Below are 9,316 nucleotides of genomic sequence, written 5' to 3'. Positions count from 1 at the left end.
TTTATGCCCGTCAACATGGATGAATACAAAGAAAAACAACGGAAACAACAAATAGCTACCTTAGAAAAAAAACTCGCTAAATTAACAAACCAAGCAGCATGATTGAGCTCGGTGAAAGAAGTTATATAAAAGTGGTAAGTGGTGAGTTAAGTGTTTGAAATGATGAGTTCCTGGCACTTGTCAATTCATGAATTAATTATCATATGTAAATTATTATGGCAACATAATTCATAGTAAATGCCGCATAATTAAAGAACGTGTTCGGAACAATTTGTTCGAACGCGTTTTTTAATTATGACAGGTGAACGCTGAATCGGAATTTGTTTTACCTTCTCGTTCCAAATTCAAATTCTCGTTCCAAATTCAAATTCTCGTTCCAATTTTAAGCTTATGAGTCATTCTATTGATCGTAGAAAATTTATGAAACTTAGTGGAACCGCTGCGCTGGGTTTTGCTATTATACCTGGATTTGCAAGGGTTGCGCCAAGTGACAGGTTTCGTATCGCCCATATTGGCCTTGGTGGAATGGGTAACAATCATATGAAATGGTTTGCTGGTATCCCGGAAGTTGATATCGTGGCGCTATGCGATCTCGACAAGGGCCATCTTGACAGCACAATGAATACATTGCAGGGCTTGCGCCCGCAAGGGAAGGCCGATGGTTATGCCGATTTCAGAAGAGTACTGGAACGTAAAGACATTGATGCGATTTCCTGTGCTACTCCCGACCACTGGCATGCCCAGATTGCTATTCTTGCTTTTGAATCCGGTAAAGATGTGTATGGGGAAAAGCCGCTTTCGTATGATGTTCGCGAAGGCCAGATGATGCTCAAGTCTCTCAAGAAACATAAACGCATTTTTCAGCTTGGTAACCAGATCCATGCAACCGATAACTATCACCGCGTCGTGGAAATTATCAGGTCCGGTGCAATCGGTAAAGTGCATACTGTCAGAATTTGGAAAACAGGATTTCCACCTGAACTGGGGCCTGCCGTGGTAACAGCACCACCACCCGGTTTTGATTGGGACATGTGGCTGGGACCGGCGCCTTATACAGATTATGTTGCCCAGCGTTCGCATTTTACCTACCGTTACTTTAAAGATTATTCAGGCGGTGTTTTTGCAGATTTCTGGTGCCATATTGCCGATATCGTATTCTGGTCTCTTGATCCCAAAGGACTGAAGACAATCACGGCGCGTGGTGAAGCACAGACCGGGATAGGTGATGCACCGAAATGGATCGATGTTGATTATGAATTTGAAGATCTTAAGATATTCTGGACTCATACACCACCGGAAGTGCCAGGTGCTGCGACACGATCGATCGGGGCTTATTTTGAAGGGGATAAGGGAACTTTGATCTGCGATTATAACACAAGGGAGATTACGATAAATGGAGAAACAGTAAAAGACATACCTGAACTACCGGTGACGGTCACCCGCTCGCCAGGGCATCAGCAAAACTTTGTAAACTCCGTTAAGTTGCGCCAGCAACCTGAATCAAACCTTGAATACGCGCGTAAAATGACCCTGCCAATGCACCTTGGCCTGTTAAGTTACCAGCTTAACCGAAAACTGGAATGGAACAGTAAAAAAGAAAAATTCCGTCACGACAAGGAAGCGAACAGCTTACTTCACAGAGAGTACCGGAAAAAATGGAACCTGATTTAAGAGAATTATGAATTATGAGTTATGAACTATGAAAGGAAAATATGAAATGCAGATCTCATAACCTGGTTTCATAATTCATAACTCATAATTCATATCTCTCTTGACATTACTCATCACTTTTCCGAACAGAGTTTGTATCAATTCCGTACACAAACTTTCAATCGGAGGCTATAACGTCTTGATAAATAAACGCTCATGAAAGGGCACATGCTTTGTTTTGTGATTGATGTGTTTTTAATAACATCAAAACCTGACAAATGCTAAAAAACTATCTGCTGACTGCCGTCAGGAATTTCAGACATAACAAAGTTTTTTCACTTATCAATATACTGGGCCTCTCAATCGGGATTACCGCTTCACTGGTGATCTTTATGATCGTATATTATGAATTCAGCTTCGAAAAATTTCAAAAGGACCGGGACCGGATTTACCGGGTTGTAATTCAGGCAAAATTCAATGGCAGTGAAGGTTTTAGTACAGGCGTGCCTGCCCCCCTAAGCGTAGCAGTAAAAAATGAAATTACCGGCATTGATAATTCCGTGCCGGTAATGCACTTCCAGGGCGATTCGAAGGTGATGGTAAATGTTGTTAGTCCAGGTAGAAAAGATATCCTGATCAAAAAACAGGTGGGTATCATATTTACCAACACCGATTACTTTGAATTACTGGGTTATAAATGGCTGGCCGGCTCCCCACAGTCTATGTCAGCACCATTCAGTGTGGTACTAACCAAAAGCCGGGCAAAACAATACTTTTCCGGTAAATCATTTGAAGAGCTCATTGGAGCGCAAATCATCTACAATAAAGAGCTAACGGTAAAAGTTGCCGGGATAGTAGACGATCTGAATCAGAATACTATCTTCAGCTCATCGGAGTTTATTTCCTATCCAACCATCGCAAAAACAAGACTCCAGGACAACTTCATGATGAATGTCTGGAACGACTGGATGGCCTATTCACAGCTCTATATAAAACTTGCGCCCGGTGGCACAGTATCGAAAACCGAGGCACAGTTAGCTGGTCTGATAACGAAATATAATAAGGATGTAAACCGCGATGCAGCAAACACTATGGCTTTTAAGCTGCAACCTTTGGATGACATACATTTCAATCAGAAATATCCTGCAATCGGTCAGCGCCTTGGGCATAAACCCACCTTATATGGATTGTTGGCTATCGGTGCTTTTTTACTGGTGCTTGGTTGCATCAATTTCATCAATCTTACTACTGCCCAGGCATCAAGGCGTGCCAGGGAAATTGGTATCCGCAAAACCATGGGCGGAATCAGAAAACAACTGGTGTTCCAGTTTCTTAGTGAAACTTTTATACTCACCGTCATTGCCAGCATACTTGCAGTATTGCTGATTCCTATACTTTTGAATATGTTCGGTGATTTCATTCCGGCAGGTCTTGAATTTTCTTTCTTCAATCAACCAGGGATCCTTACCTTTTTTGCAATATTGATTATCTCCGTTACTATTCTTTCTGGCTTATATCCGGCATTGGTGTTATCAGGATTTAAACCTGTGCTCGTATTAAAAAACCAGGTCGTCAGCGGCACTTCACAAACCCGCAATGCCTGGCTGCGTAAAACACTGACCGTTTCACAATTTCTTATCGCACAATTTTTTGTAATTGCCACATTGATGGTCAGCAAACAAATTAATTATTCCGTCAAAGCAGATATGGGTTTTGATAAAGACGCTGTACTAAACTTTAATCTGCCAAGAGACACGGTAGCTTCACACGGAAGACAATTACTTGCTGACATAAAAGCGCTACCCGGAGTGGAAGTTGTCAGCACAGGTTTTCTTGCCCCGGCCGATGCTGGTGTTGCATTTACTAATGTAAAAGCGCTGATCAATAACAAAGAAGTGAAACCAGATGTAAATGTTCAGCTGCGCTGGGGCAACCCGGAATTTATTGAAGTTTATAAGATGAAACTTACAGCAGGAAGAAATGTAAGACCCGGCGATACTTTGCAGGAATTTCTTATCAATGAAACATTCGCACGCTCACTGGGATTCAAGGACCCTGCAAAGGCCATAGATCATTACCTGGTATGGAATAAAAAGCCGGTTCCAATTGTTGGTATCCTGAAAGATTTTCATGATATCTCGATGCATGGAACTATAAATTCAATGATTTTCGGAGGTCAGAATGGTTCTACTTTCCATGTGAGGCTAAAATCTTCTGATAATAAATCAGCAGGCTGGCAGGCAACAATTGCATCCATGAAAAAATTGTTTAACAGTATATATCCGGAAGAAGATTTTTCATACTCTTTCCTGGATGATACAATTGCGAAATTTTATGAACGTGAACAGAATACGGCAAAGCTTTTAACCTGGGCAACCGGTCTTGCAATCTTTATCAGTTGCCTCGGTTTAGCGGGATTGGTGATTTACACAACTAACAATCGTAAAAAAGAGATCGGTATACGCAAAGTGTTGGGTGCATCCGTAACAGGAATTGTGACGAATCTCTCAAAAGATTTTATAGTACTGGTTCTTATTGCCTTTGTAATTGCTGTCCCTGTCGCCTGGTGGGCTGTATTTGCCTGGCTGGATAATTTTGTGTACCGGACCCAAATGAGTTGGTGGATTTTTGCATTAGCCGGCATCGGAATGCTGTTCATCGCACTTATTACCGTTGGCCTTCACACTTTAAAGGCTGCAATGTCCAACCCCGTAGAGAGCCTGAGAACAGAATGATGTATTCAGATCTGGTGATGTTCCTGCTTATCGTATATTAGGTCATGAAAAGGAGTGCAGGTATCTTGCTTTACAAGGTCAATAATTCAAATGAAATTGAGTTTTTCCTTGTACATCCCGGGGGACCGTTTTTTGCAAAAAAAGACAATGGTTACTGGACCATCCCCAAAGGCGAAATTGAACCCGACGAAGATCCGATGAAAACAGCGAAAAGGGAATTCGAAGAAGAAACCGGGACTAAACCAACAGGTAGTTTTATTTCCCTTGGCGAAATAAAGCAAAAGGGGGGCAAGATTGTTGAAGCCTGGGCAGTTGAAGGCGATCTGGATACAGCTAAGATCCGGAGTAACACTTTTGAGATAGAATGGCCACCAAAATCAGGAAAAAGAAAATCGTTTCCTGAAGTAGATAAGGCCGGTTGGTTTAAATTAGAAGAGGCAAAGGAAAAAATTAATGAGGCCCAGTCTGTATTTCTCATCAGGCTTGCCGACCTGAAATAAATCACTTAACAATCGATAGCAGCTGGTATTCCGAAAGCACCAGGCAGATCATAAGTGTTCGCTATGAATGTTTACTACAAGTGTTCGCTGTAAGTGTTCGCTATAGGTGTGCGCTATAAGTGTTCGTTAGGTGTGCGCCAGGTGTTCGGTACAAGCTTAGCTACCGTGATCACTTATTCCCTTTGGAAATTTATCCTGTACCAGGTTGAGCTGAATATTGTGCTCCAGGTAAGCTTTCAACCCATCAAGAACAGTTGTGAAACCTCCGATGGAATCCCGGACCTGCGAGATTATTTCATCCAGGGTTCCCGCAAACCCGTAATTTTTCACCTGCACAAAAGTGCGTGAATCTTCCAATGAAGTAAAAGTCCAGTCTACTTTAGTTTTCTGCTCCGGCCCACCCCAGAGAACGCTGATTTTTTTGTTTTGCTCTAATGAAACAACAATCACTTCCGCACTCACATTGTACATCTCCCAGGTCCAGATGACAGTTTGATTGTGATCCAGCCTGCCAGTGCTTTTTGTGAACCAGAATTTTGTAGTGATTTCCGGATCGATAAACGCCTGGTAAACCATGGCTACCGGTTTCCGTATCATCATACCGGCTTCTGCAGTTTGATTTATTTCGCTGACCATATTTTTCTTTGTATAAGCCAATAATAGCCAGAATACTTAATAATCTTGGAAAAAATTTGAGGATCGGTATCTTTGGAGCTAGGTTTTCTGATAACTCAAAAGTGTAATCGCCCAAATCATGGTTAAAGATGTGCTCTCCCGTAATAATGTAAAGATCTCTGGCAAAGGCACAAAGGCCATTTTGTTCGCCCATGGATTTGGATGCGACCAAAATATGTGGCGATTTCTTACTTCTGAATTTGAAGAAAATTACCGCGTTATTTTATTTGACTATGTAGGCGCTGGAAAATCAGATATTTCCAGTTATAATACCGAACGTTATAGTTCCTTGCAGGGTTATGCACAAGACGTACTGGATATTTGTGAAGCCCTCGATCTTCGCAATATCATTTTCGTTGGCCATTCTGTCAGCAGCATGATCGGTCTGCTTGCTGCCATTGAAAAACCTGAAATATTTAGCAATCTGATTATGGTTGGACCATCACCTTGTTATATTAACAAAGACGGATATTTAGGGGGATTTGATCATAAAGACATCGAAGGGTTGCTGGAGACTATGGAAAAAAATTATATTGGTTGGGCAAATTTCCTGGCGCCGCAAATAATGAAAAATGCCGACAGGCCCGAACTCGGACAGGAACTTACTGAAAGTTTTTGCAGCACGGACCCGATAATTGCAAGTGAGTTTGCCAAGGCAACATTTTTCTCCGATAACAGGGACGATCTTTCGAAACTACAGGTTCCTGCACTGGTATTACAATGTTCGGATGACCTAATAGCACCGAAAGAAGTTGGCGAATATCTTCATAAAAATCTTCCAAAAAGTACACTCATGATAATGAAGGCCAAAGGTCACTGTCCACATATGAGTGAACCGCAGGAAACAATTGATCTTATCAAAGATTATCTGCAGCTAAGAGCATGAGTGACGTACTTCTGGATAAAGCTCCCTGCGGTTATTTTGCATTTTCTGATGATGGCACTTTATTCGAAGTCAATGATACGCTCGCTTCAATACTTAAATACAGCAAAGAGTTATTAATTGGAAAGAACGTGGAGATTATCTTCACGATTTCAACCCGAATATTCTATCAGACACATTTTTTTCCACTCGTTAAACTACAGGGGCACGCAGAGGAGTTATATATCACAATGCTCACCAGCGATGGGGATCATTTGCCTGTCTTGTTAAATGCCAACCGGTTAGATTTTGACAATCGTAAACTCACCTGTTGCGCATTCATCACAGTCCCAAACCGGAAAAAATTTGAAGATGAGTTGTTGCTTGCCCGCAAAGCTGCAGAGAACGCTTTGAAGGAAAATACGGCCTTATTGCAGGCTAAGGCTGATCTTCAGTCACAGACAGTTCACCTGGACCGCCAGATGGAACAGGCAAAAAGACAGAATCATGAGTTGAAACAGTTCAGTCATGTAGTAACACATAATCTGAAAGAACCACTAAGAAAGATTTTGCTGTTTACAGACAAACTGAAGTCGGAAGTTCAATCCCCTACCCTTTCCAAACTGCTGAAATCATCTGATCATTTAAAGGCTGTTGTAGGAGGACTTCAACAATATCTCTGGCTCAATGAAAAAATAAATGATTTTACACAGGTTGATTTGAATAAAGTTGTTACAAGCGCAACTGAACAATTATATAATGAAATCGATCCTTCATTGATGTTGCTCACAAAACATCCTTTGGATATATTGGAAGGTGACAGGGAGCAACTCCAACTTTTATTTTATCATTTATTTTCAAATGCCGTTAAGTTCAGAAAAAATCACCAGGTTCAGGTAAGCATTCATTCGACCATTATGAAAAGAAATGTTTTCAGGAGCGTAGAAAATAAGTATAAATACAAAGACTATCTAAAACTGGAATTTAAAGATGACGGAATTGGTTTCGAGCCCAGGTACCGTGAACATATTTTTGAGTTGTTCAGGAAACTTGATTTAACCCCGGGCCAGGGATTGGGTCTCGCTCTTTGCAGAAAGATTGTTGAAAATCATTTTGGATTTATCGAAGCCGAAAGCGAAATCAATAATTACACCAAAATCATTGTCTGGTTACCTTTGAGTCAACAACCCGATTTGGATTAAATAGGTATTACAGGCTTCCCGGGTAAACAGGTTTTTCAAATTTCTTATCTTTGCGTCATTAAATTCATTTCAAATGGACCTTTCGAAAACTAGAGTACATTCTATTTTGGTAATAGATGATGACATGGATGATTATGAACTGGTGGCCGAAGCGGTGAAAGACATAGACCCGGCCATTAGGGTTTCATATTTTAGTTCTTTCGAACAAATAGAGAAAGCTACCAGCAATTCCTTCGACCTGGTGTTCCTGGATATTAACATGCCAAAACATGATGGCTTTCATTGGCTGAAGGGTATCCGCGAGATGGGAAACCAGGAATTACCAGTAGTTATGTTTACCAATTCAATGTCGCCAACCCATATTTCCCGCGCCTACAATGAAGGGGCAAATCTGTATTTTTCGAAACCAGAAAATTATCCTGGTCTGCTTGAAGGGCTGAAGCAAATCATTGAAATGGATTGGTCAGATCCATTGTTAATCACTCAAAAATATAATCAACAGGGACATTATTCAACTTTCCAGCTTTCATAATTTTCCAGCTTTCATGATGAAAGTTGATATCAGTATTCAGGAAAATAAATGCCTCCTGAAATCTATCAGCTGTTACTGTCTCCGAATAAATCTCCAATTAAGATAAAGGTTCCGGTCTCGGAGCAGTGCCGGCAGGTCTGGAATCGTCTTCCGGTAGCGGTATAAATTCTTTGTTATCGGTTGGGGGCAATATTATGCGACCTTGTTTCCAGTCTTCTTTAGCCTGCTCGATTCGTTCCTTACGGGATGAAACAAAGTTCCACCAGATAAACCGTTCGCCCAAAGGTTCTCCACCCAGCAGCATTAAGATGGTAATTTCTTTTGCAACGATAAGCGGGTCAACACCTTTATTAAACACAAGCATTTGCCCTTCTCTATAACTTGTTCCCGATATTTCAATGCTTCCTTTTACAATATAAAAGCCGCGTTCTGAATGCTCTTTTGGAAGACCGAAACTTGCATCTTTCTGAATTACCACGTGCAGATAACATAGAGGTGAGTTTGTTTTTACATCGTTGCCAAGGCCGTATGCGGTACCCGCGATGAGTCGCATCCACAAACCCTTGTCTGTATATACAGGGAGTTGATCCGGTGTGTAATTATTAAATGAAGGGTTCGCTTCTTCGTATTTTTCAGGAAGAGCTACCCAGGTCTGTATCATTTCCAGGTTCCCACCTGCAAGTGCAGCCGGATCTTCAAACCTTTCTGAGTGAGCAATCCCCCGGCCTGCTGTCATCCAGTTCACCTCACCAGGCTTGATAATCTGTTCCACTCCTAAACTATCACGGTGTGTGACCTGCCCGCCAAAAAGGTAGCTAACAGTCGAAAGACCGATATGTGGATGTGGCAGTACATCCAATGATGATGATGCTGAAGGTACTTCTGTAATCGGTCCGGCATGGTCCATAAAAATAAATGGACCAACCATTCTTCTCAACCGGAAGGGAAGAATCCGTTTAACCTTCATTGATTTACTGATAGCAGCATTCCGTGCTTCTATTACAATTTCCAGCATAGCTAAATGTTTGATCTATAAAATTATTGGCCCAAACAAGCCAGAATTAATGATCTACCAGTTAACGGGAAGTATCCGCCCGCGCACGATATAACACATTTGCAACTGGTTTTATGGGTTCCTGGTTTTGTTCATCGCCAAAGTA

General features: G+C 41.5%; 8 protein-coding genes. 6 read left to right on the top strand and 2 right to left on the bottom strand.

Annotated features, from left to right (window positions below):
* The first annotated feature begins 390 nt into the window (after positions 1-390).
* From VK664_RS14260 to VK664_RS14250, 3 genes are all read left to right on the top strand, one after another.
* Positions 391-1,671: a Gfo/Idh/MocA family protein gene (locus VK664_RS14260; protein ID WP_461399349.1), complete on the top strand. Its 1,281-nt coding sequence runs from the start codon at positions 391-393 to the stop codon at positions 1,669-1,671.
* A 257-nt stretch (positions 1,672-1,928) separates the two neighbouring features.
* Positions 1,929-4,385, top strand: a complete 2,457-nt coding sequence (locus tag VK664_RS14255) for an ABC transporter permease (protein WP_461399348.1) — start codon at positions 1,929-1,931, stop codon at positions 4,383-4,385.
* Between the two features lie 44 nt (positions 4,386-4,429).
* Entirely contained in the window at positions 4,430-4,885 is a 456-nt protein-coding gene (locus tag VK664_RS14250) for an NUDIX domain-containing protein (RefSeq protein WP_461399347.1), read from the top strand.
* A 156-nt stretch (positions 4,886-5,041) separates the two neighbouring features.
* Here the strand turns inward: VK664_RS14250 and VK664_RS14245 are convergent, their stop codons facing one another.
* Positions 5,042-5,521 carry an SRPBCC family protein gene (locus VK664_RS14245; RefSeq protein ID WP_461399346.1) on the bottom strand — a complete coding sequence of 160 codons (480 nt, stop codon included), beginning with the start codon at positions 5,519-5,521 and terminating at the stop codon, positions 5,042-5,044.
* Positions 5,522-5,639: 118 nt separating this feature from the next.
* Here VK664_RS14245 and VK664_RS14240 point away from each other — a divergent pair, with 118 nt between their 5' ends.
* The 3 genes from VK664_RS14240 (at position 5,640) to VK664_RS14230 (ending at position 8,156) form a co-directional block, all read left to right on the top strand.
* Complete coding sequence (locus tag VK664_RS14240) at positions 5,640-6,446, top strand: alpha/beta fold hydrolase (RefSeq protein WP_461399345.1); 807 nt, start codon at positions 5,640-5,642, stop codon at positions 6,444-6,446.
* On the top strand, positions 6,443-7,624 hold the full coding sequence (locus VK664_RS14235) for a sensor histidine kinase (protein ID WP_461399344.1): 1,182 nt from the start codon (positions 6,443-6,445) through the stop codon (positions 7,622-7,624). Before VK664_RS14240 ends, VK664_RS14235 begins: the two co-directional genes overlap by 4 nt.
* Before the next feature lie 73 nt (positions 7,625-7,697).
* A complete protein-coding gene (locus VK664_RS14230) occupies positions 7,698-8,156 on the top strand; it encodes a response regulator (protein ID WP_461399343.1) in 459 nt (152 codons plus the stop codon).
* Positions 8,157-8,253: 97 nt separating this feature from the next.
* Here VK664_RS14230 and VK664_RS14225 read toward each other — a convergent pair whose 3' ends face one another.
* Positions 8,254-9,171, bottom strand: coding sequence for a pirin family protein (locus tag VK664_RS14225; protein ID WP_461399342.1), 918 nt, complete (start codon positions 9,169-9,171; stop codon positions 8,254-8,256).
* Between the last annotated feature and the right edge of the window lie 145 nt (positions 9,172-9,316).

The organism is Flavitalea sp. (genome assembly GCF_035489435.1).
Classification (GTDB): Bacteria; Bacteroidota; Bacteroidia; order Chitinophagales; family Chitinophagaceae; genus DATHKG01.
This window is presented reverse-complemented; position numbering and strand designations above follow the sequence as displayed.